Genomic DNA, 26,154 nt, shown 5'->3' on the forward strand with positions numbered 1-26,154 from the left:
TGTTCCTTACGGGGTGGACGCTCAACAATCTTTATGATCCCCTGCTGCTCTCAGACTGGGCATCTGCATGACTCTGACGAGACGTTTGCTCCTCCTGGCCTTGATCTCCGTTCTGCCCGCACTCGTCATCTGGGCGTTTACGGAGGTTTCGCTGAGACGCGCCCGGGAGGCCGAAATCAACGACCTCGTCATCCGTCAGGCGACGCTGGTGGCGTCGGAGGTCGGCCATATCTTCGACGGCGTTCACAGCCTTCTCCTGGCCATGGACGAGACACCGTCGATCCGGACTTTCGACAGGCCGGCCTGCAATGCCTATCTGCGGTCAGTGCACCAGAAGGTTCCGCACATCATCGCGTTCGTGGTGCTCGACCTCGAAGGAGCCGTTCGCTGTAACGACAGAGCTTTCATCAACGCCGATCTGCGCTTCAAGGACCGTCCCTATTTTCAGGAAAGCGTTACCAAGAGATCGTTCGCCGTAGGAACGTATACGGCCGAATTCACGGAAGCGGGGCTCGGCGCATACTCGGTCATTCCCCTGTCGCTTCCGATCTGGGGGGACGACGGGAACATCATCGGCGTCATTGCGGCCGCCATGGATCTGCGCTGGCTCGACAGGGAATTGAAGGCGCGCGTGCTCCCCGTCGGCGGGTCTCTCACCCTCGCCGACAGCAACGGGATCATCCTCTCGCGGGAGCCCTATCCGGAGAGGTTCATCGGAACCAAGATACCCGATGCGTTCTCTGGATACCTGAGCGCCAAAGATCCCGGCACCTTCAGGGCGGAAAGCCTCGACGGCACGAACAGGATCTACGGCTATATTCCCATAGGGAGCCCTCCCGCCGAGGACATCTATGTGAGCGCCGGTCTGTCGTCGAAGGTCGCGTTCGCGACCATCAACGAAGCGGCGAAACGCGGCTTCATGCTGATCGCGGCGGCGCTCGTCCTCGCTCTCTCGCTCTCATGGCTGGCAAGCCGCGCCTTCATCACGAAACCGTTCGAGATCATGACGAACGCCGTCAGGGACTGGCGGCGCGGCGACTATCAGGCCCGCATCAACCTGCCGAGAAATTCGGGCGAATTCGGACTCCTTGCGAAAGCCTTCAATGATCTCATGGATGACGTCGCCGAGCGCCAGGAAGCCCTGAAGGCGAGCGAGGAGCGGGCCCGCCTCGCCCTCGAGGCCGGTCACATGGGCACGTGGTGGTACGATCACCGCAAGCGCATCGGCGGCTGGTCGAACCAGGCGGCCGTTCTCCTGGGCCTGCCCGTAGCGCATACCCTGAACAACGTGCAGGAGTGGAAATCGATCGTTCACCCGGACGACGCGCAACAGGTCCTCGCGAAGCTGCGCGACGCCGTTCTCGGCAACGGCAACTACGAGGACGAGTATCGCGTGCGTCGCCCGGACGGGACGGTGCGCTGGATCGGATCGAGGGGAAAAGTGTCCTTCGACAGCCGGAAGAAGCCCGTCTTCTTCGTCGGCATCATCCAGGACATCACCGAGCGCAGGCAGGTGGACGAGCAGCAGCGCTTCTTCCTCGACGAGTTGAACCATCGGGTCAAGAACACCCTGGCGACCGTCCAGTCCATCGCCGCCCAGACCCTGCGCTCGTCCAAGAGCCCGACCCAGTTCAAGGACGCGTTCGAGGGACGGCTGCTCGCCCTTTCGATGACCCACAACCTGCTGACCCTGAAATCCTGGCGCGAGGCCGATCTGCACGACCTCGCCGAGCAGGAGCTCGCTCCCTACAAGCGGGAGGCGGACGAGAGGGTCGTGCTCAGCGGGCCGAAGGTGAATCTCCCACCGCGCTATGTGATCAATCTCGGCCTCGTCCTGCACGAACTGGTCACGAACGCCGCCAAATACGGCGCTCTCTCGGTTCTGACGGGCCGGCTCGAACTGTCATGGGCCATCGTCGAATCCGAGAGCCAACCGCCCTATCTGCGCCTCCGGTGGGCCGAAACCGGCGGTCCTCCCGTTCAGCCCCCCAAACGCCAGGGCTTCGGCTCGCGCCTCATCCGCCGCAGTATCGAGGGCGAGCTGAACGGCACCATGTCGATCACCTTCGACGCGGTCGGCGTCTCCTACGACATGTCCATTCCCCTGCCATAGCGGGCTTCATCGCAAAAGAAAGGACAGCATGCGCTTCAGGCGCCCGCCATAGGGCGGCTTCGTCATCCCGGCCCCATTGATGCGGGCCTGGCGAAAGACGGAGCGGGCATGGCTGAAGGTCCGGAAGCCCGCCTCGCCGTGATAGGATCCCATGCCGCTCGCGCCGACGCCACCGAAAGGCAGCTCTTCCTGAACACAATGAAGCAGCGTCTCGTTGACGGCGACGCCGCCGGACGAGGTCCGATCGAGCACCTGCTCGACGAGCGCCTTGTCGTGGCTGAACACGTACAGCGCCAGGGGATGCGGACGCCCGTTGACGAAGCCTATCGCCTCCTGGATCGCACCATAGGAAACGACGGGCAGCACGGGGCCGAAGATTTCCTCCTGCATGGCGGCCGCAGTCGCGGGCACTCGGGTCAGGACGACCGGCGCGATCTTGCGCATGGCCGGCTCCAACGTCTCCTCTGCCGGGTTGATCGCGTGCGGGACGGCTCCCTTCGCTTCGGCATCCGCGATGAGGCTGCGAAGGCGCTCGTAATGCCGCTCGTTGACGATGGCGGTATAGTCCGGATTGGCGGCGAGCGTCGGATACAAGCGCTCCACGGCATCCCGGAACGCGGCGACGAAAGCCGCCTCGTGCTCACTCGGAACCAGGACGTAATCGGGCGCGATGCAGGTCTGCCCCGCGTTGAACAGCTTGCCGACCGCGATCCGCTCGGCGGCCTTTTCGAGCGGATAATCGGGAGCGATGATCGCCGGCGACTTTCCTCCGAGCTCCAGCGTTATTGGAACGAGGTTCTCGGCGGCGGCCTTCATCACGTCGCGCCCCACGGCCGTCGAGCCGGTGAAGAACAGGTGATCGAAGGGCAAGCGCGCGAAGGCCTGCGCCACGTCCACGCCGCCCTGCGCGACCGCAACCTCGCTCTCGTCGAACACCTCGCCGATCACCTGCTCCAGCAGGGCCGAGGTACGAGGCGTCAGCTCCGAGGGCTTGATCATGATCCGGTTGCCTGCGGCCAGCGCCCCCGCGAGCGGCGACAGGGCGAGCTGCACCGGATAATTCCAGGGGCTGATGATCCCGACGACGCCGAGAGGCTGATAGTGAATTGAGCCGGACGCCGGCTGAAACATCATCTGGATCGGCCGCTTGCGGGGCTTCATCCAGCGCCGGAAATGCTTTCGGGCGTGGCGCAGCCCGGCCACGGTGGGATAGAGATCCGCAAGCTTCGTCTCTTGCGTGGAGCGATGGCCGAAATCCTGCGCGATCACGCGCGCGAAATCATCTGCATGGCGGACGAGCGCCGCGGAGAGCGCCTCCAGGGTTTCGGCGCGACGCGCGACGGAAAGCGCCCCATGCTCGGCCCAGGCTCGCCGCTGCACGTCGAACAGGTCCTGAAGCCGCCCTCTCGGGGCGAGTGAAACGCTATCATGCACCGGCACGAACTCCGCCTGAACCACGGCGAGGATATGGGAAGAGAGCGCCTCTTCTCAACCAAGCGGGTTTTCAAGCCCCAAACGGCCCTGGCGGATTGACGAAGGGGCCATGGGGCGAAGATGCTGCCGTTCTTGTCGGGTTCCCTTGCGCCCGCAGCAGGAGACTGTGAGTGAACGACCCCTCCCCTGTGCTGTCGATCGAGAGCCTGTCCATCGGCCTGCCCGCCCTGGCGGACCGGCAATATGCGATCCGGGATCTGTCGCTGGCGATCCGGCCGGGAGAGACCCTCTGCGTCGTCGGAGAATCGGGATCCGGCAAATCCATGACCGCCATGGCGGCCATCGGCCTGCTGCCGCCGGCGGTGACCGTGCTCTCGGGAGCCGTCAGGCTCGGCGGGCGCGATCTTCTTGCCCTCGGCGAAGAAGGGTGGTGCGACGTGCGCGGGCGGGACATCGGCATGGTGTTCCAGGAACCCATGACCTCGCTGAACCCGGTCATGCGCGTGGCGGATCAGATCGCCGAAACCTTCCGCGCCCATGGCCTGCTGAACACGACGGACCGCGTCAAGCGCGTCATGGATTTGCTGACCGAGGTGAATCTGCCGCACCCCGAACTCATCGCCCGCGCCTACCCGCATGAACTCTCAGGCGGCCAACGCCAGCGGGTGATGATCGCCATGGCGCTCGCCTTGGAGCCCAAGCTCCTCATCGCCGACGAGCCGACGACCGCTCTCGACGTGACGACGCAGGCGCAGGTGCTCAAGCTCATCGACAACCTGCGCCGGAAAAAGGGCACGGCGGTTCTCTTCATCACGCATGATTTCGGCGTCGTCGCCGAGATCGCCGACCGTGTCGCCGTGCTCCAGAACGGCGAGCTCGTGGAACAGGGAACCGCGGACGAGGTGCTCAACAATCCGCAGCATCCCTATACCAGACGTCTGCTCGCGGCGGTGCCGTCGCTCACGCCGCCGCCTCCGAAGCAGCTCCAGAACGAACCGATCACCCTCAAGGTCGACGCTCTCACCAAGACCTATGGCGGCAGCGGCTTCTTCGGAAGGAACCGGGAGGTTCAGGCGGCGAATGCGGTGACCTTCGACATCCGCCGCGGCGAGACATTGGGCCTCGTCGGCGAGTCAGGCTCCGGCAAATCGACAGTCGGGCGCTGCGTGCTGCGCCTGATCGAGCCCGACGGCGGAAGGATCGAGATCGGAGACCTCGTCTTCAGCTCCCTTTCGCAGCACGACCTGCGTCCGCACCGCCGCAGGATCCAGATGGTGTTTCAGGATCCCTTCGCCTCTCTCAATCCGAGGCGCACAGCGGGATATCTGATCGCGGAGGGTCCGATCACGCAAGGGATCGATCCCAAGCAGGCTTTCGAGGACGCGCGCATCCTGCTGGAAAAGGTGGGCCTGCCCGCGCAGGCCGCCGAGCGCTATCCGCATGAATTTTCCGGCGGCCAGCGCCAGCGCATCGGCATCGCCCGGGCGCTCGCCATGAAGCCCGACGTTCTGGTGGCGGACGAGGCGGTGTCCGCCCTCGACGTCTCCGTGCAGGCCGAGATCCTGAAGCTGCTCAAAACCCTGCAGGAGGAGCTGGGCCTGTCCATTCTCTTCATCACCCACGATCTGCGGGTCGCCGCCCAGATCTGCGACCGGGTGGCTGTCATGCAAAAAGGTCGAATTGTCGAAATGGCGGAAACCGCGCATTTGTTTTCAAACCCGCGCGATGACTATACGCGCCAGCTCCTGGCCGCCGTGCCGGGAAAAACCAGAATGATTGACGGAGGCCCAGACCGGTGAACGACCAGATCAACCCGCATATCGCACCCGACATGGTTTTCAGGCATCTCATCGGCGGCAAGGAGGTTCCCGCCTCCGACAACATGCTGCTGGATGTCGTTTCGCCGGTGGACGGAGCGCTCTTCGCCAAGATCGCGTCGGGCACGGCGCAGGACGTCGATGCGGCGGTCAAGGCCGCGCGCGATGCGTTCGAAGGCTCCTGGGGCAAGCTGACCGCCACCGAGCGTGGACGCCTGCTGATGAAGCTCGCCGCCATCGTCGAGGCGCATGCGGACGAACTCGCGGCCCTGGAGAGCCGTGACAACGGCAAGCCCCTGCGCCAATCGCGCGCCGATGCCATCGCCCTGGCCCGCTATCTGGAATTCTACGGCAGCGCCGCCGACAAGCTGCACGGCGACGTGATCCCCTATCTCAACACCCATTTCATCGGTGTCGAGCGGGTGCCTCACGGGGTCACGGGTCATATCATCCCGTGGAACTACCCGATGCAGATCTTCGGCCGCTCCGTGGGCGCGGCTCTAGCTGCGGGCAACGCGACCGTCGTGAAGCCTGCGGAGGATGCGTCGCTGACCATTCTGCGGGTGTCGCAATTTGCGCGCGAGGTGGGCTTCCCTGACGGCGCGCTCAACATCGTGACGGGTCTCGGCCGCACGGCGGGCGCGGCGCTCTCGGCGCATCCCGGCATCGATTTCCTGTCCTTCACCGGCAGCCCTGAGACGGGCACCGCCGTGCAGACCGCCGCCGCCCAGAACCATGTCGGCGTGACTCTCGAACTCGGCGGAAAATCGGCCCAGGTGGTCTTCGACGATGCGGATCTCGAACGCGCCCTGCCGACCCTCGTCAACGCAATCATCCAGAACGGCGGGCAAACCTGCTCGGCGGGCAGCCGCCTGCTGATCCAGCGCGGCATCTTCGACGACGTGGTAAGCGCCGTCGCCGAACGCTTCCGGGCGCTGCGCGCGGGCCATCCCGAGCGCGAGCCCGATCTCGGCCCGATGATCAACCAGGCGCAGCAGCGCCGCGTCTTCAGCTACCTGGAGCGCGCCCGCAACGAAGGCCTTCGCATGATGGGCGAAGGCACCGTGGCCCTCGATGCGCCGGCCGAGGGCTTTTACGTTCCGCCCGTCTTCCTCGCGCCCGTGCCCCATCAGAGCATTCTCTCCCAAGAAGAGGTGTTCGGCCCGGTTCTGGTGGCGACGCCCTTCGAGGACGAGGGCGAGGCGATCCGGCTCGCAAACGGCACGCCCTACGGCCTCGCGGCCGGGGTATGGACGCGCGACGCCATGCGCTCGACCCGCGTCGCCCGCGCCATGCGGGCCGGTCAGGTCTTCGTGAACTGCTACGGCGCCGGCGGCGGCATCGAGCTGCCCTTCGGCGGCTTCGGCCGCTCGGGCCATGGACGCGAGAAGGGCTTCGAGGGTCTGGTGGAATTCACCACCACCAAGACGCTCGTCATCGCGCACGGGTAGGCTCGATCCCGCCTGGATGCTCTTCGCACGGCAGGACGGTGCTCCCGCCATCGGCTATTGCCGGTGGCTCCCAATAGCACCGGACCTGCCGTGTCCCGTCCGATGGTCTTCAGCAAAAGATCACAGGCATTCGCCGGTCTTCCGATCCGGAATTGAAAAGGACATGCTTTTGCAGTTGCGTCTTTCCCCCAGAGTTGCAGCCCCTCTTCTCGCTTTCGTCCTCGGCGGCATGTCCGCCGCGCTCGGCGCCGGATCGGACCAGGCCGAGGTGCGGCAGGCCGTCGACGAAGCGATGAAGCCGGTCCTCGAACAATATGGAATTCCGGGACTGGCCGTTGCCGTGACGATCGATGGGACGCGCCATTTCATCGAGTATGGCGTCGCTTCCAAGGAGCCCCGAGCTCCCGTGACGCGCGACACGCTCTTCGAACTGGGCTCCGTCAGCAAGACGTTCACGGCCACCCTTGCGGCCTATGCGGAGGTCAAAGGAAAGCTGTCGCTGAACGATCCCGTCGGCCGGCACATGCCCGAACTGAAGGGCAGCGCCCTGGGCGACGTGCGGCTTCTGGATCTCGCAACCCATACGGCGGGCGGTTTTCCGCTTCAGCTTCCCGACGAGGTGAAGACCGAGAAACAGCTCATTGCCTATTACCGCGACTGGAAGCCGGAATTCGCTCCGGGCACCGTCCGCAGCTACGCCAATCCGAGCATCGGACTTCTCGGCATCACCACCGCGAGGGCCACGGGCGAACGGTTCTCCACCCTGGCGGAACGCCTGTTCCGCGAGCTCGGGCTACGGCGCACCCATGTCGACGTTCCCGCGTCGGACATGACATCCTATGCCTGGGGATACAACCGCAACGGCAAGCCGGTCCGGGTTTCCCCCGGCCTTCTCGCGACGGAAGCCTATGGCGTGAAATCGAACGCCGTGGACATGATCCGCTTCCTCGAGGCGAACATGGGAATCGGCCCGGTGCCCGCGACAATCGCCCGCGCCATCGAGAGGACGCAGACCGGGTATTTCCGTTCGGGTGAACTGATCCAGGACCTCATCTGGGAGCAATACCCCTACCCCGTCGCGCTGGAGAGAATCGTCGCCGGAAACACCGCCAATGCGCGCGCGATCCCGGCGACCGCGATCGATCCGCCCATGCCTCCGCGAGGAGACGTGATCCTCAACAAGACCGGATCGACCAACGGGTTCGGAGCCTATGTCGCCTATATCCCGGAGAAGAAGGTCGGCATCGTCATGCTCGCGAACAAAGCCTACCCCAATGAAGCCCGGGTCAAAGCCGCCCATCATGTGCTGTCGCGTCTGACGGAATGAGCCGCTCGGGGCCGGAGGCGCGTTTCCGGAGTTTCGCGCCATCGCGCCTGGCAATCCCTAAAAATCGGCAAGGAACATCTTCCATCCGGCGTCACACTGCGTAAGCTGTGGGCCACAGCGACCCTCGCTCCTGATCACACCGGATGGAGATCCGCCTTATGTCGAAGCGTTTCCTGGCCGCCGCCCTGCTGCTCTCCGTGAGCGCCGTTCCGGCCTTCGCCGCCAAAACCTCCCTCGTCGTCGGCATGCCCATCGAGCCGCCGGGCCTCGATCCGACGATCGCCGCGCCGGTCGCCATCCGCGAGGTTACCCTGGCCAATCTCTACGAGGGCCTCGTGCGCATCGACAGGAACGGCAAGGTGCAGCCGCTTCTCGCGAAAAGCTGGGACATCTCGCCCGATGGGCTCACCTACACGTTCCATCTTCACGAGGGCGTGACGTTCCACGACGGCACCGCCTTCGATTCCGCCGACGTGAAATTCGCCTTCGACCGCGCCCGCGATCCGAAATCCACCAACGCGCAGAAGCAGATCTTCGCGCCCATCGACAGCATCGAGACGCCCGATCTCAAGACCGTGGTGATCAAGCTGAAGGAAACATCCGGCAATTTCCTCACCTATCTCGGCTGGGGCGACGCGGTGATCGTGGCGCCCGAATCCGCCGCCGGCAACGCGGCCAATCCGGTCGGCACCGGCCCGTTCAAGTTCAAATCCTGGACGCGCGGCGACAAGGTCGAGCTCGTCAAGAACCCGAACTACTGGCAAAAGGACAAGGTGAAGCTCGAGAGCGTCACCTTCCGCTTCATCAGCGACTCGCAGGCGCAGGTCGCTGCCTTGCGCGCGGGCGACGTGGACGCGTTCCCGAACCTCGCGGCTCCTGAGCTTTTCGCCGAGTTCCAGAAGGATTCGCGCTTCAAGGCCGTGGCCGGCAACACGGAAGGCGAAACGGTCGCGGGCATGAACAACGCCAAGAAGCCGTTCGACGACGTGCGCGTGCGCCGCGCGCTCATGCACGCCATCGACCGCAAGGCGCTCATCGAGGGCGCGTATTCCGGCTTCGGCACGCCCATCGGCAGCTTCTTCTCGCCCAACAATCCGGCCTATGTGGACATGACCGGCGTCATTCCCTACGACCCCGAGAAGGCCAAGGCCCTGCTCAAGGAGGCGGGCTACGGCAACGGCCTGTCGATCACCATCAAGACGCCGCAGATGGCCTATGCGAGCCGCTCCGCCGAGCTGATGGCGGCCATGTTCGCGGAGGTCGGAGTCGAGCTGAAGATCATCCCGACCGAATTCCCGGCCAAGTGGATCGAGGAGGTCTTCAAGAACAAGGATTACGACCTCACGATCGTCTCGCACACGGAGCCGCTCGACATCGATATCTTCGCCCGCGACAACTACTACTTCAATTACAAGAACGACACGTTCAAGGCGCTGATCGCGGACGCCGCGAGGACCACCGACGAGAAGGCGCGCTTTGCCAAATATGCGCAGGCGCAGAAGATCCTGGCCGAGGACGTGCCCGCCCTCTTCCTCTTCCAGCTGCCGAAGCTCGGCGTGTGGAACGCGAAGCTCCAGGGCATGTGGGAGAACTCGCCGATTCCGATCAACGACGTGACGGAAGCGTCGTGGACGGAGTGAACAACCCTCTCCCGCCCCTTCCCTCCCCCTTGCGGGGAGGGCTAGGGTGGGGGCGCCGGCGCCAGACCGTCACAGGCTACCGCTCACACCTTCATCTCCTCCCCACAAGGCGGAGGAGTGTACATTGGCATTCGATGGATCGTTTTCTCGTCCAGCGCGTGATTAGCACGAGGCCCCTATAGGCCATGCTGCGCCTCATCGCCTCCCGTCTCCTCTCGCTGGTCGTGACGCTTCTCTTCGTCTCGCTGGCGATCTTCCTGATCCTGGAAGTGCTGCCGGGCGATCCGGCGGCCATCATGCTGGGCACGGCCGCGCGGGAAGATACGCTGGCGGCGCTGCGGCACGAGCTCGGGCTCGATCAGCCCGCCCTGTTCCGCTACGTGGACTGGGTCGGCGGCCTCCTCCACGGCGATCTCGGCAAGTCCATCACCTACAAGATGCCGGTCTCGACGCTGGTGGCCGAGCGCATGGGCGTCACGCTGCCGCTGAGCCTGCTCGCGATCGTCATCTCGACCGCGCTCGCGCTGCCGCTCGGGGTCGCCGCCGCGGCCCGTCGGGACGGGCCCGTCGACCGCGCCGTCCTGGTCTTCAGCCAGATGGGGGTCGCGGTCCCGAATTTCTGGATCGGGCTGCTGTTCATCCTGTTTTTCTCCACCCGCCTCGGCTGGTTTCCCGCGGGCGGATTTCCCGGCTGGGAGGCCGGGTTCTGGCCGGCTCTCAAGGCGCTGCTGTTGCCTGCCGTGGCGCTCGCCCTGCCCCAGGCAGCCGTGCTCACCCGCGTGACGCGCTCCGCGACGCTCGAAGTCATCGCGGCGGATTTCGTGCGCACGGCGCGGGCGAAGGGCGTGAACCGAGGCGCGACCCTGCGCCGGCACGTGGTGCCGAACGCCCTCATCCCTATCACCACGATCCTCGGCCTTCAGCTCTCGTTCTTCTTCGGCGGCGCGATCCTGGTCGAGAACGTGTTCAACCTGCCGGGGCTCGGGCGTCTCGCCTATCAGGCGCTCAACCAGCGCGACCTCGTGGTGATCAAGGATATCGTGCTGATCTTCTCCGGCCTCGTGATCGTGGTGAATTTCCTGGTCGACATCGGTTACACGATCCTCGATCCGCGCCTGAGGAGCCGGGCATGACGTTGCGTTCTCCCATCCGGCTCAACACCGCTCTCGTCGTCGGCGGCGTTCTGACGGCGCTGCTCATCGCCACCGCCCTCCTCTCGCTCGTCTGGACGCCCGAGGTGCCCACTCGCGTGCGGGTCGCCATGCGCCTGAAGGCTCCCCTGGAGGCGGGCCTTCTCGGCACCGATCATTTCGGGCGGGACGTGACGTCGCTGCTCATGGTGGGAGCCTGGAACTCGCTCGCCATCGCATGGCCGGCGGTTCTCTTGGGCGCCGCCATCGGCACGGCGATCGGCACCAGCGCGGCGGCGTGGAAGGGCCTCGCCGACGAGATCGCCATGCGCGTGTCGGATGTGGTGTTCGCTTTCCCGGCCGTGCTCTCGGCCATCATGATCGGCGCGCTCGTGGGCTCCGGCCCGCTCGCCGCCATCCTGGCCATCGCGGTCTTCAACGTGCCGGTCTTCGCGCGGGTCTCGCGCGGCGTGGCGCTGCAGGTCTGGGCGCTCGACTACATCGCGGCCGCCCGCGCCATCGGCAAGCATCCGCTGCGGATCACGTGGGAGGACGTGATGCCCAACATCGCGGGCGCGCTGATCGTGCAGGTCACGATCCAGCTCGCGATGGCCATCCTGACCGAGGCGGGCCTGAGCTATCTGGGCCTCGGCGTGCGCCCGCCCAATCCGAGCTGGGGGCGCATGCTGAGCGACGCGCAGACCTACCTCTCGCAGGCCCCTCACCTCGCCATCGCGCCGGGCATCGCCATCGCCCTCTCGGTGCTGGGGCTGAACCTCCTGGGCGACGGCCTGCGCGATGCGCTGGACCCCACGCTGAAGGACCGGGGCGCGACGGCTTGAGAACATCTCACGGAACAGAACGGCCCTCTTGGAGAGAGGCGCGGGCTTCCCCTCCCCCTTGTGGGGAGGGATTAAGGGTGGGGGTGTGAGCGCTACGCTGGTCCAGTTCAGCGCCGCCACCCCCACCTCCAACTCCTCCCCACAAGGGGGAGGAGAGTTATGTCGCGCCTGACCTCGCATGTCGCAGGCGCGCCTGCGACTTACGAGGGAGGAGCATTGCCCATGCTCCTCGTGTCAGCCTCTGAGGTGGGGTTCGCCGGATCGCTTAAGCCGCCTTGCCCATGGCCTCGCGCACCTCCGCCAGGATCTCGTAGGAGCGCAGGCGCTTTCCGTGATCGTAGATGGCCGAGGCGACGATCAGTTCGTCCGCGCCCGTCTGTTCGAGGAAGCCTTCGAGCCCCTCGCGCACGGTCTTCGCCGAGCCGACGAAGGAGCATGCGAGCATGGCGGAGGCCTGCGCTTTCTCGGCGGGCGTCCAGTAGGTCTCGATGTCGTCGATGGGCGGCTGGAGCTTGCCGCGCGTGCCGCGGAACATGTTGGTGAAGGCCTGCTGGGCCGAGGTGAAGAGACCCCTCGCCTCCTCGTCCGTATCGGCGGCGATCACGTTCACGCCCACCATCGCATAGGGCTTGTCGAGCTGGGCGGAGGGCTGGAAACGCTCGCGATAGACCTGAAGGGCCTGGAAGAGCGCGTTCGGCGCGAAATGCGACGCGAACGCATAAGGCAGTCCCAGCATCGCGGCGAGCTGAGCGCCGAAGAGGCTGGAGCCCAGAATCCAGATCGGCACGTTGCTGTCGGTGCCGGGCACGGCCTGGATCACCTGTCCCGGCTGCAGCGGCCCGAGCAGCGCCTGCAATTCAACCACGTCCTGGGGGAAGGTGTCGGCGCTCGTGGGATCGCGGCGCAGGGCCCGCATGGTGCGCTGGTCGGTGCCGGGAGCCCGACCCACGCCAAGGTCGATCCGGCCCGGGAAGAGCGCGTCGAGGGTGCCGAACTGCTCAGCGATGATCAGCGGCGAATGGTTGGGCAACATGATGCCGCCCGCGCCCACGCGAATCGTCTTCGTGCCGCCGGCCACATGGGCGATCGCGACGCTCGTGGCGGCGCTGGCGATACCCACCATGTTGTGATGCTCGGCCAGCCAGAAGCGGCGATAGCCCCAGCGTTCCGCATGCTGAGCCAGATCGAGGGACCGGCGCAGGGCATCGGCGGGCGTGGCCCCTTCGGGAATATTCGCGAGATCGAGGATGGACAAGGGAGGCATCGGACGGTCTTTCTGAGGCTGTTCGGACACAGATGAGGTTGCCCTCAGATCAGCACTCTGCACGGGCGATGCAAGTCCTCAACTCTCCATCCAGAGCGGAGCAGCCCTGCATGAAAAAACCCGGCGCTTGTGACGCCGGGCTTCGAAAGCCTTGATCTGCCTCAGATTCAGCCGCGCGTGCGGGCGCGGATCATGTAGCTGTCGAACGCGTACTCGGCCACTTGGAACCAGAGATATTCCTCGTTCCGGAAGGCGCGGATCGAGTCGATCATCTTCTTGAAATCCGCGTTCTGGGCGGAGATTTCCGCATAGACCTCGTTGGTCGCCTTGTAGGCGGCGTCGAGGATCTCCTGCGAGAAGGGACGCAGCTGCGCGCCGGCCGCCACGAGGCTGCGCAGAGCCGCCGGGTTCTTGGCGTCGTACTTGGCCAGCATGTCCTGGTTGGCAGCCATGCAGGCGGCCTGCAGGATCGCCTGATAGTTCTTCGGCAGGGATTCCCACTTGGCCTTGTTGAACATGAAGTGCAGCGTCAGGCCGCCCTCCCAGAAGCCCGGATAGTAGTAGAACGGAGCGACCTTCTGGAAGCCGAGCTTCTCGTCGTCGTAGGGCCCGATCCACTCGGCGGCATCGATGGTGCCGCGCTCGAGCGACGGGTAGATGTCGCCGCCGGCCACCTGCTGCGGGATCACGCCGAGCTTCGCCATGACCTGACCGGCGATTCCGGCGATGCGCATCTTGAGGCCCTTGAGGTCCTCGACGGTCTTGATCTCCTTGCGGAACCAGCCGCCCATCTGGGTGCCGGTATTGCCGCCCGGAAGCGCAAAGAGGTTGTGCTTGGCCATGAACTCGTTCACGAGGTCGACGCCGCCGCCGTGATACTGCCAGGCATTGAGCTGGCGAGCGTTGAGCGTGAACGGCACCGCTGCGGCCGCGGCGAAGGTCGGATCCTTGCCAACATAGTAGTAGGCGGCCGTGTGGGCCATTTCGACGGTGCCGGACGAGACGGCATCGGCCGCCTGGAAGGTGCCGACGATTTCGCCTGCGGCGAACGGCTGGATCTGGAACTTGCCCTCGGTCGCCTCGGACACGTACTTCGCCAGGAAGTCCGCGCCGCCGTAGATCGTGTCGAGAGACTTCGGAAAGCCTGAGGTCAGACGCCAGCGGATTTCAGGATTGGACTGAGCGATGGCCGGGCTGGCAATGGCGCCGGCGGCGATGCCCGCGCCGGCCGTGGCAAGAAAATTACGGCGTTTCATTGGGTCCCTCGTATGTCTTGATCTGCCGTTGCTTACGCAACGTCAGTTCATCGGACAATTCGCCGTAAGAATAATGCGCCGCTTTCAGTGCATTCCCTTCTGAAACAACGGCTTGAGGGCTCAAGGAAACCGGCCGGGAGCATGAAAGATGAAATCCCCGGCGGTTATGGATTACTCCCATTTTGCCAAGGTTATTGAGAGAATACCCCTAGCTCGCTGATAGCAACTTCCATTATTTCATAGAGTTGCCACATTTTCTTAACTGAATTTTATTCAAACGAGGGGAAGGGCCAGAAGGCTCTTAAATGCCGATGAACAGGATGAGAGTTTTACTCGGCTCAGTTATTGTGTTGGCAGTCGTCAGCAGCAGTGCCGAAGCCAGGAAAGTCTACTACGAGATCAACGGCAAGAAGTATTCCTACAGTTCGAACAATCGCGCGGAGACGGCGCGGGCCAAAGAACGGATCGCCGCCGCCAAGGCCGCGAAAGCCGCGAAGGCCAAGGCCGACGAGGAAAGCGCCAAGCACCCTCTGGTCAAGGCCCTCGGTTCGACGACGCAAAGGGAAGCCAAGCTGGCTCAGGAGAAGCTCGATCAACTTCTGGCCGACAGCACTCAATCGACGGAAGCGCGAAAGTCCTCTTCCGAACGCTGGGCCAACCTGAAAGAGAAGCGGAAAGACGACAAGGCGGACGAGCAGGAGAGCAAGGCAACCCCGACACCACCTGTGCCAGCGCTCCGTCCGACTGCCGCAGTCCTTCAGGAGCACGCTCCCACGCCCCCGACGCTGGTCGCGGCCCCACTGCCCGCCATCGCGGAACCGGTCAGTTCTTCGCACCGGACCAAGGTCAGGTCCATCTCCTTCGATGTGGAGACCGGCATCAAGACGACCATCATGATCGATGGAGCCGTGGAGGAGGAGCCGTTCGACAGCGGCGTGCTGGCCCATATCGCGCCCGAGCAGGGGCAGGCCAACAGCCTGGTGGCCTTCGTGAAGAAGTTGCGGAAAATTCCATCCGACGAGGCAACGGGCTCGATCATGACCGGGGCCGCACAGTCCACGCAGTAAAACCCGAGTGCCTTTGGGCATTCCTGCGAAAAACCGGAGCCCGCGCCGACACCGACCGGCGCGGGCTCCGTCGTCTCAAGGCTCGACGATGATTTCTCCCGTCATGTTGGGATGATAGCGGCAGATGTAGTCGAACGTGCCGGGAACCTTCATCACCGCGCTCCCGCTCCGACCGGGCATGACATTGACGTCCCAGCTCTTGTCCTTCGCTGTCGCAGTATGGGCGACGATGTCCTGGTTCTGCCATTCCACCACGTCGCCCACATGCACCCTGACCTCCTTCGGGCCGTATTCGACCGACTTCATGACGATGCGGCTCGCCTCTCCCGCGGCCATGGATGGTCCGAGCATCAGGAGCGAAGCGACGACGATCCTGATCGGTCTCGTGGCCGTCGGATTCATTGCAGGGCCGCTCCGGATTGCGTGGAGAGATCGCGCACCAGATGTTCCGCGTGCTGCTCATGTCCCTGGAAGATCTTGAGCCCGGTCGAGAGCAGATCCTTCAGTTCGCCGTTCGTCGCCGACGGGATGAGCGTGTTCTGAAGCGCGCCGTTCACCTGCTGGTGATAGGCGACCTCGTTTTGCGCATAAGCCTTATCGAAGGCGGCACCCTTCAGGCCCTCCAGCTCTTTGCGCTTGGCATCCGCCTGTTGCAGGAGAGAGCGGCTCGTGTCGTTGTCCTCCGGCTTGACGTTCAGCTTCTTCAGAAGCGCCAGGGCCTTTTCGTTCACTGCCTTGTGGTCGCGCACCATGTCGTTCGCAAAAGCGCGAACTTCCTTGTTCTTGGAATGCTTCAGGGCGAGTTCGGCGGCTTTGATGTCGATCTCGCCCGCCGTATAGGCGATGTGCGCGATCTGCGGGTCGGTCGGCTTGGGGCTCTGCTGGGCCGTCGCGCCTTGAGCGGCAAGACAGAGGGCGGCGCCCAACAGGGCCATGGGAAGTCTGGACATGCGATCCTCCTGTAGCATCCGGCATGAGCGGGACATCCGGGAGGATGCCCCTCATGTCCTAGAGTTGGATGCGACGGAGACGAGCGAGGTTCCCGAGAAATGGCGCGTGCGGATCTCCCGGAAGTTCAGCCCCGCGCCTGCTGCCATCGCTGCATGACGCGCTCGGCGATCCGCGCGCAGCGCTGGCCGTCGAAGGGGAAGGCGTCCTTCAACGTCGAGACGAGCTGTGCGGCCAAGGCCTTCCGAAGCAGCAGCCGCGCCCGGTGCAGGCGCGTCTTGACCGTCGCCGGATTGATCCCGAGCTGCGAGGCGGTTTCCTCGACGCTCATCTCCTCGATCTCGCGCATCATGAACACGGACCGGAAATCCGGCGGAAGATCGTCGACCGCCCGCTCCAGCATCCGCCGCAAGTGGGCGCGCCCGGCATCGTCCTCGGGATCGGACGGACTAGGAAACATCAGCACCCGCGCCGCCCCGTCGTGCATGCCGTCCAGCAGGCTCAGATCCACCAGTTCCCGGCGCCGCCGGACGCGCCCGAGCGCCTCGTTGATCACGATACGCGTCAACCAGGTGGACAGGCGGGCATCACCCCTGAAATCCCGCAGATGGGAGAAGGCCTGCAGATAGGTTTCCTGAACCGCATCCTCGGCCTCCGCATCGTTCCCGAGGATTCCCCGGGCAACACGGTAGAGGCGCCGGTTGTGGCGCTGCATGATGCCCCGGAAGGCTTGGTCCTCTCCCGCGACGGCGCGACGAACGAGCCCGAAATCGTCCAGGGCTCCCGGATCGGCGACGGCTTTCATCCGCGTGTGCATGCGACACCTGCCTTCAGCGCATCGTGCGGAAAAGTGGACCCGGTTTTCCGCTTGAACGATGCGCTCTTCCAAAAAGGGAGCATCGGATCGACCCCAAAAGTGCAAATCCACTTTTGGGTCCGATGCTCTAGGCCTTTGGATGGTACCACATCCGGAAAGGTTCCCGACCGGCTCGATGGGGAGGCGCATGAAAAAACGGCGCCGCGATTGCGGCGCCGTCTTGGTCGATCGACGATCGGAAGCGGATTAGAAATCCATGCCGCCGGGCATGGCGGGCGCTGCCGCTTCCTTCTTCGGCTTCTCGGCGATCATGGCCTCCGTCGTGATGAGGAGACCGGCGATGGAGGCGGCATCCTCGAGGGCCACACGCACGACCTTGGCCGGATCGATGATGCCGAACTTGTAGAGGTCGCCGTACTCGCCGGTCTGGGCGTTCCAGCCGGACGCGTAATCCGCGGCCTCCGCCACCTTGCCGACGATCACGGAGCCGTCCTCGCCCGCGTTCAGGGCGATCTGACGGGCCGGAGCCTGCAGCGCGCGACGAACGATCTCGACGCCGGTCTTCTGATCGGCGTTGACGGGCTTCACGCCGTCGAGCGCCTTCAGGGCGCGGAGCAGAGCGACGCCGCCGCCGGGCAAGATGCCCTCCTCGACCGCCGCCTTGGTGGCATGCATGGCGTCGTCGACGCGGTCCTTCTTCTCCTTCACTTCGACTTCGGTCGCGCCGCCGACGCGGACCACCGCGACGCCGCCCGCGAGCTTCGCCAGGCGCTCCTGGAGCTTCTCACGGTCGTAGTCCGAAGTGGTCTCCTCGATCTGCGCCTTGATCTGGCCGACGCGGGCCTCGATGTCCTTCTTGTCGCCCGCGCCATCGACGATGGTGGTGTTCTCCTTCTCGATCACCACCTTCTTGGCGCGGCCGAGCATCGGGAGCGTCACGTTCTCGAGCTTGATGCCGAGGTCTTCGGAGATGACCTGGCCCTTCGTGAGAACCGCGATGTCCTCGAGCATGGCCTTGCGGCGGTCGCCGAAGCCCGGAGCCTTGACGGCGGCGATCTTCAGGCCGCCGCGCAGCTTGTTGACCACGAGCGTGGCCAGAGCCTCGCCTTCCACGTCCTCGGCGATGATGAGCAGCGGCTTTCCGCTCTGCACCACGGCTTCGAGCACGGGCAGCATAGCCTGAAGGCCGGAGAGCTTCTTCTCGTGGATGAGGATGTAGGGGTCCTCCAGCTCCACGCGCATCTTCTCGGCGTTGGTGATGAAGTATGGCGAGAGATAGCCGCGGTCGAACTGCATGCCTTCCACGACGTCGAGCTCGGTCTCCAGCGACTTCGCTTCCTCGACGGTGATCACGCCCTCGTTGCCGACCTTCTGCATGGCTTCCGCGAGCATGCGGCCAACTTCCGCGTCCCCATTGGCCGAGATGGTGCCGACCTGGGCGATCTCGTCGTTGGAGGTGACCTTCTTGGCGTTCTTCTTGAGGTCCGCCACCACGGCCTCGACCGCCATGTCGATGCCGCGCTTGAGGTCCATCGGGTTCATGCCGGCGGCGACGGCCTTGGCGCCTTCCTTCACGATGGCCTGGGCGAGAACCGTCGCCGTCGTCGTGCCGTCACCGGCGCGGTCGTTCTGCTTCGAGGCCACTTCGCGCACCATCTGGGCGCCCATGTTCTCGAACTTGTCGGAAAGCTCGATTTCCTTGGCGACGGTAACGCCGTCCTTGGTGATGCGCGGCGCGCCGAAGCTCTTTTCGATCACCACGTTGCGGCCCTTCGGGCCCAGCGTCACCTTCACCGCATCGGCGAGGATGTCGACGCCGCGCAGCATCTTCTCGCGCGCATCGGATGAGAATTTTACTTCCTTAGCAGCCATTGTTCGTCACTCCTTCGAGACGTAACGATATGTGACTCTGAAATGTCTGGCCTTAGGCGGCCTGCTTCTGGACGGCGGCTTCTTCCAGCACGCCCATGATGTCGCTCTCCTTCATGATGAGGAGATCCTCGCCGTCGATCTTCACTTCCGTGCCGGACCACTTGCCGAAGAGCACCCGGTCGCCGACCTTCACGTCGAGGGCGACGAGCTGCCCCGTCTCGTTGCGGGCGCCAGGACCAACAGCGATCACTTCGCCCTGCTGGGGCTTTTCCTTGGCGGTATCGGGGATGATGATGCCACCCGCCGTCTTCTCTTCCGCATCGATCCGCTTGACCACGATGCGGTCATGCAAAGGACGGAACTTCATGAAGCTTCCTCCAATGTTTTCAGTGCGTTAAATGCCAAAAACGGAGCCTCTCGGGGCCTCCGCGAGCGAAGATTTGGTTGAACAAGCTTCACCGTTCAAGAGGGGTCCGAAAAATTTTTTGGCAGTCGTGGGAACCGAGTGCCAAGCGGGTCCGTAACAGCCCGGATGGACAAGGGATCGGTCCGGCGGCTATGCCCTTCCCGGCCGGTCGCAGGACGCGCCGAGGGAGATCGAAATGTCCGATATAGTTGTCAGGGACAGCAATGGAGCCCAGCTCAACGAGGGCGATTCCGTGCAGGTGATCAAGGACCTGAAGGTGAAGGGCTCCTCCACCACTCTCAAGCGGGGCACCGTGTTCAAGAACATCCACCTGACTGACGATGCGGGCGAGATCGAGTGCCGCTCGGCGCAGATCAAAGGCCTGGTGCTGAAGACCGAGTTCGTGAAGAAGGTCTAAGCAGCAGCTTCGTCATGCCCGGGCTTGTCCCGAGAATCCATGTCCTGGCGGCTCAACCGCTCCAAAGACGTGGATGGCCACAACAGGTGCGGCCATGACGTGGAAAGCGAATTTTTCCAAACGCTCACAGGGCGAAGCCCCGCCGGGATGGCGATCAGGCCGGCCTCTGCCGGTCGTAGTCGTTCTTCAGGCGCGCCCAGCCCTCCCAGAACGATTCCGTCTCCCGGCCCGCCATGCGGGCCGCCAGGACGTCGAGGTGCATGTGCCATCCGGCGCTGACGTTCAGCAGGGTCGAACGGTCGGGCACCCGGCGATGAATGACGGTGAGCAGCACCCCACTCCCCTCCGGTTCCAGCTCGAACGTCACGCCTCCGGTGCTGCCCCAGGAGATGGCGAGCCTGCGGGGCGGATCGAGCTCGGTGATCCGGCTTTCCATCCGTTGCTCCTCGGGAAAACCGGCGGGCCGCCGGCCCGGCGGGTCGCTGAGCTCGTCATTGCGCCAGACCAGCTCGAAGGACGCTCCCTCCTTCATCTCCATCTCTCCGGCTGCCAGCCACTGACGGCGGAGCTCGCTCTCGGTCAGGTAGGCCCAGACGCGCTCGATGGGACCGGGCAGTAGTCGCTGGATCTTGAGCGTGGCGGGCTCCGTCAGCACGCCGTAGGCGTCCAGGGTCACAAGATCGGTCATTCGTCGTCTCCTTTGGAAGGTGGTTTTGTTGCGGCATCCTCTTCGCGAAGAAGCCGTTCGAGCACATCCAGACGGTCGGTCCAGAAGCGTTCATAGACGCTCAGCCATCGATGGGCGCTCGCCAGAGGCCCGGGGTCGAGGCGGCAGAGATGGGTCCGCCCGCGCACCTCGCGCCTGATCAATCCGGCGTTCTCCAGGGCCTTGATGTGCTTCGAGGCGGCCGCGAGCGAGATCGCGAAGGGTTCGGCGAGCTGGCTGACGGTGCGCTCCCCTCGTGCGAGGTCGCGCAGCATCCGCCGACGGGTGGCATCGCCGAGAGCATGAAAGACGGAATCGAGCTGGGGCGTTTCATATTCAACCATGAGGTTGAATATAAGCGCGAGCGTTCAGATAGTCAACCGATAGGTTGAATGACAGCCGCAGATTGCGTGACCGGTCGGACTCTTCAGTAGTGAGGCGGCGGAGGTTCCGGCGCGCGAGGTCCGGCCGTGCCGTCCTCGACCTCCTGGACGCGGTCGAGCAGTTCAGCCAGCTGGCGCCTCAACGCGTCGATCTTCTTCCACTGGTCGATGACGGTCTGGTTCAGGTCCTCGATCACCTGATCCTGATAGGCGACGCGCACCTCCAGGGCCTCCAGGCGTGCATCGGTGGATTGCTCGTCACTCATCGGTCACAAGGCTCCTGTCCTCCGGACGCTCGACGAGACCATGGCCCAGGGACACGCGCTCGTCGAACACGAAACAGCCGCCGTTCCAGCGGCTCTCGGCCTGCGGCACGTCCTCCAGATATTTCAGGATGCCGCCCTTGAGGTGGTAGACCTCCTCGAAGCCCTGACCCAGCATGTAGGAGCTGGCCTTCTCGCAGCGGATCCCGCCGGTGCAGAACATCGCCACCTTCCGGTGCCGGGCGGGATCGAGCTCCTTCTGCACGAATTCCTTGAATTCGCTGAACTTCCTGATCCGCGGATCCACCGCTCCCTCGAAGGTCCCCATCTCGACCTCGAAATCGTTGCGGGTATCGAGCAGGATGACGTCGGGATCCGCGATGAGCGCGTTCCATTCCGACGGCGGGACATAGGTGCCGACCCGCCGGGTCGGATCGGTCTGCGGATCGCCGAGGGTGACGATCTCCTTCTTCAGGCGCACCTTCATGCGCTTGAACGGCATCTCGGACGCCGTCGAGAACTTCAGCTCCAGATGGTCGAGCCGGCCGCGGAACAGCGGCCCTTTCCGCAGCTCGGCCATCAGGGAATCGATGCCCTGCGCGGTTCCGGCCACGGTGCCGTTGATCCCTTCCTCGGCGAGCAGAAGCGTGCCCCTGATCCCGAGATCGGCGCAGAGGTCATGGAGGGGATCGCGGATCTCCCGGAAGTCGGGCAGCGCGACGAACTGATAGAGAGCGGCCACTGTGTACGTCATGGCCGTTCTCTACCAGCGGTCGGCCTTCGGGAAAACCCGGGTAGAGCCGTCGTCGGTGTCGCTCTCTTCGTTTCACGTCATGGCCGGACTTGATCCGGCTATCCACGCCTTGGAGGCGTGGCGTTTCACAAGACGTGGATCCCCGGGCCGAGCCCGGGGATGGCGCAATGGGGAACGCCGATCCCGCTTAAACAGTCGGCCACGCCCGCTTGTCGGGGCACATCTCCTCCCAGGCCCTGGAGAGGCGCAACACACCCAGGTCGTCGAAGCGCCGCCCGATGACCTGCAGGCCGATGGGGAGCCCGGCTTTCGTGAAGCCGGCATTGACCGAGGCCGCGGGCTGGTCCGACATGTTGAAGGCGACTGTGTAGCCGATATGCTCGAACGGCCGTTCGGGATCGTGGATCGGGGAAGCGAGTTCGGCCTCGTAAGCCACGTTGGGAGCAACTGGCGAGAGGACGAAGTCGAAGCCGTGGGTCGCCGCGACCGCCGCATGGCGCATCACCATCATCTGGTTCATGCCGGAATAGACCTGGGCTCCCGTCAGGTTCTTTCCGCCTTCGGCCCATTGCAGGATGTAAGGCAGGACCTTGGCGCGCTCCTCCTCGCTCAAGGGAGCGATGTCCATCCAGGCGCGCTGGCGCCAGAAATCGTCGAGGCCGTCGAGCATCTCGCGGGTGATGAAGGGCTTCATTTCCTCGACCGTCGCCCCCGCCTCCCTGAACGCCGTCGCGGCCCTCTCCACGGCGGCGCGCACCTCAGGGTCGAGGGCCAAGCCGATTCCAGCCTCCATCATGAGGCCGATCTTCAGCCCCCTGACATCGATGTCGAGGTCGAGCCAGGGCAGATCCTGATGCGGCAGGCTCATCGGATCGCGGTCATCCGGCCGCGTCAGGCTCGTCATCATCAGCGCAGCATCGTGCACATTGCGCGTCATCGGACCCGCCACGCGCCCGTAATAGGTCGGGTCGATCGGGATGCGCCCGAAGCTCGGCTTCAAGCCGAACACGCCGCACCAGGAGGCCGGCAGGCGGATGGAGCCGCCGATATCCGTGCCGATGTGAAAGGGACCGTAGCCCGCCGCCGCAGCGGCCCCCGCCCCCGCCGAGCTGCCGCCCGGGTTCTTGGACGGATCCCACGGATTGCGGGCGAGCGGATGGAAGCTCGACAGGCCGGAGGAGAGCATGCCGTAATCGGGCATGGTGGTCTTGGCGAGAATGACGACGCCGTCCTCGCGCAGCCGTGCCGCCGCAGGCGCATCAGCCTCGGCGGGCGTGAGCGGCCGCGCCGCCGTCCCGAGGGGAACGGGTGTGCCCTGGGTTGCGATGTTTTCCTTGATGGTCGCGGGTATGCCGTCGAGCGCCCTCGCCTCTCCCTTGACCCAGCGCCGCTCGGAATCCTGCGCGGCCCTCAGCGCCGCCTCGGGATCGTAAGCGTAGAGGGCCTGAAGACGGGGTTCATATGCCTCGATGCGTGCGATCACGGCCTTCACGGCATCGACGGGAGATACGGCTTTGCCGGCAAAGGCCTCGAGCAGTTGAGCAGCCGACCAGTCGGCGAGATCGGAAGGCAATGGACTGAAGGTTCGTGCACTCACGTGTATGGCCCTGAAGCAGCATGGAATCGCGTGACTGCCATGCTGCGCCATCGCTTTCCCAAGGTAAACAGGAGTACCTCCAAAGACGATAACCGCCCCGCAACCCCGATCCAGCCCTGACAGAAGGAGTAATTAAATACCTCTTTTACCCTATTCCCATTCCTGGTGCGCGTCAGAACTTATTGCTGCCGAAGGAATTTTCCCAATCAATCGGTCCGGCGATCGGGTCCGCAACGACGATCGTTCGATTGACACTTCAGGTTGCACTAGGATCTTGTACTTAGGTCGGCTCTAAACTGGGCCTCGCACGACACAGATTGGTACGCCTCGACATGCCGCCTTGTCCTAACGCGGTTACACATCGTAAAAACCGGCTCCTCGCGGCTCTGGAGCCAGAGGATTTCGGTGTCCTCGAACCGCATCTCGACATCGTGGATCTGCCGAGGGGCGAGGTCGTGTACGACGTCGGGGATTTGATCCGGTACACCTACTTTCCGCATGACGCGATCGTCTCCTTGTCGACCATTCTGAAGGATGGCGGCACGGTGGAGATGGCCTTGTTCGGACGTGAGGGAATGTTAGGCTACGTGAGCGCGCTCATGACGCGCCAGTCATTCGGGCGCTATGTCACGCATGTGGCGGGCACAGCGTCGCGAATTGTGGTGGATCGACTGATCGAGGCCGGGCGCGAGCGCCCCCAGATCCTGGAACTGGTGTTCAGGTTCACGGAAGCTCTTCTGGCGCAGACGTTTCAGACCGTTGCCTGCAACGCCGTCCACAGCGTCGAGGCCCGCTGCTGCCGCTGGATCTTGAGCACGCGCGATCGCGTCGACCGCGATGCGCTCCCTCTGACCCATGAAACACTGGCTGAAATGCTGGGTGTGCAACGCTCCACGGTCAGCAGTGTCACCCGGGCTCTACAGACCACGGGCTTAATCCAGCAAGGCCGGGGCGTGATTACGATCACGGACCGGACCGGGCTCGAGCAAATGTCCTGCGAATGCTACCGCAGGATCCGCAGGAGCTTCGAACGGCTGCTTCCTGGTACCTACGGTTTAGCAAACGAAGCATGACCTTTAAGTATCCACGCCCCTCCGACAAGAGGCCAGCCATGCAAAAGTCGCGTTTACTCAAAGGAAAAGTCTAAAAAATATCTGACAGCTTTGTCGGATACATAACAGACGGAGTACTCATAGGTCAGTACCATTAATGTTATTAACCTAAGTTAATATGGAGCAAAGGATGAAGGAATCCACGTTCTGTAATAACAATTCAAGAGAACCCACGTACAATTACGGAATTTACTCTCCAGAAACTCAACCCTTACTTCAGTCTCTCCTTTCCACCTTAGCCAATATAGACTTCGAATACGAACAACAGAGGGAGAAGGTCAGCAAAAGCTCGACGGACTTCAACCTGAGGATCCGCGTGCTCGAAAGACTGAAGGTGCAGCATCAGGAACGGCGCATGCCGTATATCCAGCAATTGGCCATTTTGCAGGAACGTATGATCCCGCACAGATGACCGGCGCATTCGAGACTATGCGCTAATAAAAACCAACACAGAGTCACATGCGTCAACGCAAAGCGACTCCACGGGGCCCATAAAATGCATCAGGTCACGGTACGCCACCGTTAGATCTGAGCGTCACTCCTACTTTCTCGAGGGAATGAGCCCATGACCGAAGAAGAAGTTGAAATCGTCGCGGAAGAGCTGGCGAAAATCGGTGGCGTCTCCTGGTACCCTGGGCGAGAACAGGGGACGATGATGAGAGTGGTCACCGACCGCTACCGCGACCGGGCCCGGGTGGCAATCCAAGCTCTGGACCGCTACCGCGCCGGCCGAAGCGCGGCCGTCCTCCAGGACAACGGCCACAAAGATCCCTACACGCCGAACGAACCTCCCCACACCGCGCCCGGCGATATCAAGCCCGGCAGCACAGTGGTGTATCGCCCTCCCGGAGACCGGCGGGCCTATCCTTGCCGCGTCGTCGAGATCGAAGGCAGCCGCGCCTATCTCGCCCCCATCCTGAGAGCCTGTACGGATTGGGTTTCGATCGAATATCTCAGCCCTCAGGGCGAGGTTCAGCCGCTCGCGTCGCGGGACAAGAGTTGACATCGAAGCTTGCCCCGGCGCGACTGGCTCGTGTGCCGGGGCAGGTGTTACGCACCGTGCTTCCTACAATCTGGCCCGGGTGCTGCGAGGCGTCGCCAGCAGCAGATTGGTCTCTGATGCGATGACGCCGGGGATCAGACGGATGCGTCTCAAGATGCCGTCGAAATCGGACAGGTTGGCCGCGCCCAGTTCCACGATGAGGTCCCACTTCCCATTCGTGGTGTGAACGGCGCTGACCTCGGGAAAGCCGCCGAGGGCGTCCACGACCCGGTCCGCCGTCCGCCCCTCCACCTCGATCAGCATGATGCCCCGCACCGGCAGGGACACGGCGTCGGCCCGCAGGATCACCGTATAGCCGACGATATCGCCCGAGCGCTCCAGCCGCTCCATGCGCGAGCGCACGGTCGCGCGGGAAACATCGAGTTCCAGAGCGAGATCCGAAACGCTGCGCCGGCCGTTATGGCGCAGAAGCGTGATGAGACGCTGATCGAGATCGTCCATGGTCGCCATTTTGCGAAATGTTGCTTTCCAATT

General features: G+C 64.0%; 26 protein-coding genes. 12 read left to right on the forward strand and 14 right to left on the reverse strand.

Annotation, left to right across the window (positions count from 1 at the left end; all coding sequences use genetic code 11):
- The first annotated feature begins 67 nt into the window (after nt 1-67).
- Nucleotides 68-2,113, forward strand: coding sequence for a sensor histidine kinase (locus ACS5Q0_RS17200; RefSeq protein WP_473127875.1), 2,046 nt, complete (start codon nt 68-70; stop codon nt 2,111-2,113).
- A 6-nt stretch (nt 2,114-2,119) separates the two neighbouring features.
- Here ACS5Q0_RS17200 and ACS5Q0_RS17205 read toward each other — a convergent pair whose 3' ends face one another.
- A complete protein-coding gene (locus ACS5Q0_RS17205) occupies nt 2,120-3,547 on the reverse strand; it encodes a coniferyl aldehyde dehydrogenase (protein WP_473127876.1) in 1,428 nt (475 codons plus the stop codon).
- Between the two features lie 170 nt (nt 3,548-3,717).
- Between ACS5Q0_RS17205 and ACS5Q0_RS17210 the strand changes: the two genes are divergently transcribed.
- From ACS5Q0_RS17210 to ACS5Q0_RS17235, 6 genes are all read left to right on the forward strand, one after another.
- The gene (locus ACS5Q0_RS17210) at nt 3,718-5,346 is read left to right on the forward strand and encodes an ABC transporter ATP-binding protein (protein WP_473127877.1); all 1,629 of its coding nucleotides are present in this window, start codon (nt 3,718-3,720) and stop codon (nt 5,344-5,346) included.
- A gap of 32 nt (nt 5,347-5,378) precedes the next feature.
- The gene (locus tag ACS5Q0_RS17215; protein ID WP_473127910.1) at nt 5,379-6,815 is read left to right on the forward strand and encodes an aldehyde dehydrogenase family protein; all 1,437 of its coding nucleotides are present in this window, start codon (nt 5,379-5,381) and stop codon (nt 6,813-6,815) included.
- 163 nt (nt 6,816-6,978) lie between these two features.
- Nucleotides 6,979-8,142 (forward strand): class C beta-lactamase, encoded by a 1,164-nt coding sequence (gene ampC / locus ACS5Q0_RS17220; protein WP_473127878.1) that lies wholly within the window; start codon nt 6,979-6,981, stop codon nt 8,140-8,142.
- 158 nt (nt 8,143-8,300) lie between these two features.
- Complete coding sequence (locus ACS5Q0_RS17225) at nt 8,301-9,782, forward strand: ABC transporter substrate-binding protein (RefSeq protein WP_473127879.1); 1,482 nt, start codon at nt 8,301-8,303, stop codon at nt 9,780-9,782.
- A 185-nt stretch (nt 9,783-9,967) separates the two neighbouring features.
- Nucleotides 9,968-10,915 (forward strand): ABC transporter permease, encoded by a 948-nt coding sequence (locus ACS5Q0_RS17230; RefSeq protein WP_473127880.1) that lies wholly within the window; start codon nt 9,968-9,970, stop codon nt 10,913-10,915.
- On the forward strand, nt 10,912-11,754 hold the full coding sequence (locus tag ACS5Q0_RS17235) for an ABC transporter permease (protein WP_473127881.1): 843 nt from the start codon (nt 10,912-10,914) through the stop codon (nt 11,752-11,754). Before ACS5Q0_RS17230 ends, ACS5Q0_RS17235 begins: the two co-directional genes overlap by 4 nt.
- Before the next feature lie 265 nt (nt 11,755-12,019).
- Here the strand turns inward: ACS5Q0_RS17235 and ACS5Q0_RS17240 are convergent, their stop codons facing one another.
- Both ACS5Q0_RS17240 and ACS5Q0_RS17245 read right to left on the reverse strand, forming a co-directional pair.
- A complete protein-coding gene (locus tag ACS5Q0_RS17240) occupies nt 12,020-13,018 on the reverse strand; it encodes an LLM class flavin-dependent oxidoreductase (protein ID WP_473127882.1) in 999 nt (332 codons plus the stop codon).
- Nucleotides 13,019-13,185: 167 nt separating this feature from the next.
- On the reverse strand, nt 13,186-14,274 hold the full coding sequence (locus ACS5Q0_RS17245) for a TRAP transporter substrate-binding protein (RefSeq protein ID WP_473127883.1): 1,089 nt from the start codon (nt 14,272-14,274) through the stop codon (nt 13,186-13,188).
- Nucleotides 14,275-14,624: 350 nt separating this feature from the next.
- Between ACS5Q0_RS17245 and ACS5Q0_RS17250 the strand changes: the two genes are divergently transcribed.
- Nucleotides 14,625-15,341: a hypothetical protein gene (locus ACS5Q0_RS17250; RefSeq protein WP_473127884.1), complete on the forward strand. Its 717-nt coding sequence runs from the start codon at nt 14,625-14,627 to the stop codon at nt 15,339-15,341.
- A gap of 75 nt (nt 15,342-15,416) precedes the next feature.
- On the opposite strand, the gene ACS5Q0_RS17255 is transcribed toward ACS5Q0_RS17250, so the two are convergent.
- From ACS5Q0_RS17255 to groES, 5 genes are all read right to left on the reverse strand, one after another.
- Complete coding sequence (locus ACS5Q0_RS17255) at nt 15,417-15,743, reverse strand: cupredoxin domain-containing protein (RefSeq protein ID WP_473127885.1); 327 nt, start codon at nt 15,741-15,743, stop codon at nt 15,417-15,419.
- A complete protein-coding gene (locus ACS5Q0_RS17260; RefSeq protein ID WP_473127886.1) occupies nt 15,740-16,291 on the reverse strand; it encodes a DUF4142 domain-containing protein in 552 nt (183 codons plus the stop codon). Before ACS5Q0_RS17260 ends, ACS5Q0_RS17255 begins: the two co-directional genes overlap by 4 nt.
- 125 nt (nt 16,292-16,416) lie before the next feature.
- Nucleotides 16,417-17,106, reverse strand: coding sequence for an RNA polymerase sigma factor (locus ACS5Q0_RS17265; protein WP_473127887.1), 690 nt, complete (start codon nt 17,104-17,106; stop codon nt 16,417-16,419).
- Between the two features lie 246 nt (nt 17,107-17,352).
- Nucleotides 17,353-18,978: a chaperonin GroEL gene (gene groL, locus ACS5Q0_RS17270; protein ID WP_473127888.1), complete on the reverse strand. Its 1,626-nt coding sequence runs from the start codon at nt 18,976-18,978 to the stop codon at nt 17,353-17,355.
- A gap of 52 nt (nt 18,979-19,030) precedes the next feature.
- Entirely contained in the window at nt 19,031-19,345 is a 315-nt protein-coding gene (gene groES, locus ACS5Q0_RS17275) for a co-chaperone GroES (RefSeq protein ID WP_473127889.1), read from the reverse strand.
- A 235-nt stretch (nt 19,346-19,580) separates the two neighbouring features.
- Here groES and ACS5Q0_RS17280 point away from each other — a divergent pair, with 235 nt between their 5' ends.
- Nucleotides 19,581-19,802: an alkylphosphonate utilization protein gene (locus tag ACS5Q0_RS17280; protein WP_473127890.1), complete on the forward strand. Its 222-nt coding sequence runs from the start codon at nt 19,581-19,583 to the stop codon at nt 19,800-19,802.
- Between the two features lie 154 nt (nt 19,803-19,956).
- On the opposite strand, the gene ACS5Q0_RS17285 is transcribed toward ACS5Q0_RS17280, so the two are convergent.
- The 5 genes from ACS5Q0_RS17285 to ACS5Q0_RS17305 all read right to left on the reverse strand — a co-directional run bounded on the left by ACS5Q0_RS17285 (nt 19,957) and on the right by ACS5Q0_RS17305 (nt 23,505).
- Nucleotides 19,957-20,490 (reverse strand): SRPBCC family protein, encoded by a 534-nt coding sequence (locus tag ACS5Q0_RS17285; protein ID WP_473127891.1) that lies wholly within the window; start codon nt 20,488-20,490, stop codon nt 19,957-19,959.
- The gene (locus ACS5Q0_RS17290; RefSeq protein WP_473127892.1) at nt 20,487-20,852 is read right to left on the reverse strand and encodes an ArsR/SmtB family transcription factor; all 366 of its coding nucleotides are present in this window, start codon (nt 20,850-20,852) and stop codon (nt 20,487-20,489) included. The genes ACS5Q0_RS17285 and ACS5Q0_RS17290 overlap by 4 nt, the downstream gene beginning before the upstream one ends.
- Before the next feature lie 83 nt (nt 20,853-20,935).
- Nucleotides 20,936-21,157 (reverse strand): SlyX family protein, encoded by a 222-nt coding sequence (locus tag ACS5Q0_RS17295; RefSeq protein ID WP_473127893.1) that lies wholly within the window; start codon nt 21,155-21,157, stop codon nt 20,936-20,938.
- Nucleotides 21,150-21,908: an oxygen-dependent tRNA uridine(34) hydroxylase TrhO gene (trhO, locus tag ACS5Q0_RS17300; RefSeq protein WP_473127894.1), complete on the reverse strand. Its 759-nt coding sequence runs from the start codon at nt 21,906-21,908 to the stop codon at nt 21,150-21,152. Before trhO ends, ACS5Q0_RS17295 begins: the two co-directional genes overlap by 8 nt.
- A gap of 187 nt (nt 21,909-22,095) precedes the next feature.
- A complete protein-coding gene (locus ACS5Q0_RS17305) occupies nt 22,096-23,505 on the reverse strand; it encodes an amidase (RefSeq protein ID WP_473127895.1) in 1,410 nt (469 codons plus the stop codon).
- A gap of 332 nt (nt 23,506-23,837) precedes the next feature.
- Between ACS5Q0_RS17305 and ACS5Q0_RS17310 the strand changes: the two genes are divergently transcribed.
- The 3 genes from ACS5Q0_RS17310 (at nt 23,838) to ACS5Q0_RS17320 (ending at nt 25,620) form a co-directional block, all read left to right on the forward strand.
- Nucleotides 23,838-24,578: a Crp/Fnr family transcriptional regulator gene (locus ACS5Q0_RS17310; protein ID WP_473127896.1), complete on the forward strand. Its 741-nt coding sequence runs from the start codon at nt 23,838-23,840 to the stop codon at nt 24,576-24,578.
- 169 nt (nt 24,579-24,747) lie between these two features.
- On the forward strand, nt 24,748-25,029 hold the full coding sequence (locus ACS5Q0_RS17315) for a hypothetical protein (protein ID WP_473127897.1): 282 nt from the start codon (nt 24,748-24,750) through the stop codon (nt 25,027-25,029).
- Between the two features lie 153 nt (nt 25,030-25,182).
- Entirely contained in the window at nt 25,183-25,620 is a 438-nt protein-coding gene (locus ACS5Q0_RS17320; RefSeq protein ID WP_473127898.1) for a hypothetical protein, read from the forward strand.
- A 63-nt stretch (nt 25,621-25,683) separates the two neighbouring features.
- Here ACS5Q0_RS17320 and ACS5Q0_RS17325 read toward each other — a convergent pair whose 3' ends face one another.
- Entirely contained in the window at nt 25,684-26,121 is a 438-nt protein-coding gene (locus tag ACS5Q0_RS17325) for an Lrp/AsnC family transcriptional regulator (protein WP_473127899.1), read from the reverse strand.
- Nucleotides 26,122-26,154: the final 33 nt, after the last annotated feature.

The organism is Microvirga sp. HS2 (genome assembly GCF_055792805.1).